This window comes from Candidatus Rhabdochlamydia sp. W815 (genome assembly GCF_018642185.1).
Lineage (GTDB): Bacteria > Chlamydiota > Chlamydiia > Chlamydiales > Rhabdochlamydiaceae > Rhabdochlamydia > Rhabdochlamydia oedothoracis.
Genome location: NZ_JAAVTY010000088.1, coordinates 6,085 through 6,516, shown reverse-complemented (window position 1 = coordinate 6,516; position 432 = coordinate 6,085). Strand labels below are relative to the sequence as shown.

General features: G+C 38.2%; 1 pseudogene. It reads left to right on the top strand.

The window, feature by feature from the left end:
* A pseudogene (locus RHOW815_RS06195) lies at window positions 1-413 on the top strand (IS30 family transposase); the annotation flags it as partial.
* Between the last annotated feature and the right edge of the window lie 19 nt (window positions 414-432).

The window sequence follows — 432 nt, the reverse complement described above, 5'->3', positions numbered from 1 at the left end:
GTCGTATAGATATTAAGCAACGGCCTTGTATTGTAGAAAAAAAGACTCGTTTAGGAGACTGGGAACTAGATACAGTCATAGGGGCAGGACATAAAGGCGCAATTATATCAATGGTAGAAAGAACTTCCAAGCTCGCCAAAGTTTCTCATAAAACTGCAGAGGAAGTAAGTCTAGCGTTAATAGAACAACTTAAACCTATCAAAGATTTTGTACACACATTAACAGCAGACAATGGAAAAGAATTTGCCTATCACCAAATGGTTAGTTTCGAGCTAGAGACAGACTTCTACTTTGCAACGCCCTACCATTCTTGGGAAAGAGGCTTAAATGAGCACACAAACGGACTAGTTAGGCAATATTTTCCTAAAACACAAAGCTTTTTAGATACGACTTCCAAGGATATGGAAAGGGTGGAAACTTATACTAAATAAC